General features: G+C 68.8%; 1 protein-coding gene. It reads right to left on the reverse strand.

The features are described 5' to 3' along the window. Window positions 1-1608 (reverse strand): non-ribosomal peptide synthetase (locus tag ACYVN4_RS36150; protein ID WP_460727186.1); only part of this gene is annotated, 1608 nt, incomplete at both ends.

Consider the following 1608-nt stretch of genomic DNA (forward strand, 5'->3'; position numbering starts at 1 on the left):
TCACCTGGAAGTCGGAGCGGCCGACGTATTCGACGAGACCGTCCGGCGTCCAGCGCACCACATCACCGGTGCGGTACATGCGCACACCGTCGACGTAGGGGTTGGCCACGAAGCGATCGGCGGTCAGCCCCGGCCGCGCGTGGTAGCCACGCGCCAGCTGGATGCCCGACAGATAGAGCTCACCCGCGACACCCACCGGAACGGGCCGCAGACGGTTGTCGAGGATCAGCGATTGCATGCCCCGGATGGGGCCACCGATGGTGACCAGATCGCCCGGCACCAGCGCATCGCTGATATTGGTCATGATGGTGGTCTCGGTCGGACCGTAACCATTGTGGAAGGCACGAATCGTGCCGTCCGCCAACGGAACCGCCCACTTCTCCACCAGATCGGCCGNCGCGTGGGTGGCCTGCTCGCGGCGGATCAGCTCGGCGAGCTCCTCGCCGCCGTAGGTGCCCGGCGGGACGACCACGAGGGTGCCGCCCTTACCGATGGCCAGCAGGAATTCCAGCATCGACGCGTCGAACGACGGCGACGCGAAATGCAGTGCACGCGAGGAGGAATCGAGCGCGTAGCGCTCGGCCTGCTCGACGGTGAAGTTGGCCAGACCGGCGTGGGTGACCACGACGCCCTTGGGCACACCGGTCGAACCCGACGTGTAGATGACGTAGGCCGGGTGCTCCGGACGCAGCGGGCGGACCCGCTCGGCCACCTCGATCGCGGTGTCCGCGAACGCATTCAGCTCCAGCTCGTCGAGCACCAGCCACTCGACCGAGTCCGGCATATCCGCGCGCACGGACGCCACGGTCAGACCGACCGGCGATCCGGAATCGGTGACCATGTGCGCGATGCGGTCGGCCGGGTAGTTCGGGTCCACCGGCACGAACGCCGCACCGGTCTTGGCCACCGCCCACTCGGCGAAGTACGAGTCGTCCGAGCGCGGAATCGCGACGGCGACCAGATCCTCGGTGCCGATGCCCCGCTCGATGAGCAAGCGCGCCAAGCGGTTCGAGCGGGCATCCAGCTCGCCATAGGACTGACTGCGCCCCTGGAACACGACCGCCGGGGCGGCCGGATCGAGGGCTACGGCGTCGGCGATCAGCTCCGGCAGGGTGCGTGCCGGGACGGCGGGCAGGCCGAAGCGGGCCACCAGATCGGTGCGCTCGCCGGAGTCCAGGATGTCGATCGCGCCGACCCCGATCTCCGGGTTGGCGGCGACGGCCTCGAGCACCCGCACCCAGCGCTGCGCGAACCCGGCCGCGGTGGCCTCGTCGAACAGATCGGTGGCGTAGGTCAAAGCCAGTGCCATGCCGGAATCCGACTCCGACAGCGTGAACTGCAGATCGAAGCGGGAGATGTTCTCGGCGAGATCCAGCGTGGATACCGCGAGCCCCGGCAGTTCGATGCTGGTGCGATCCAGGTTCTGGAAGGCCAGCATGACCTGGAACAGCGGGTTGCGGGCCTGCGAGCGCTCGGGGGCCAGCAGTTCCACCAGCCGCTCGAACGGCACATCGGCATTGCCGAAGGCGTCGAGGTCGGTGTGGCGGGCCCGGTCCAGCAGGTCGGTGAACGACTCGGCCGAATCGATGCCGGTGCGCAGCACCAGCG

The sequence above is a fragment of the Nocardia heshunensis genome, from assembly GCF_054782115.1.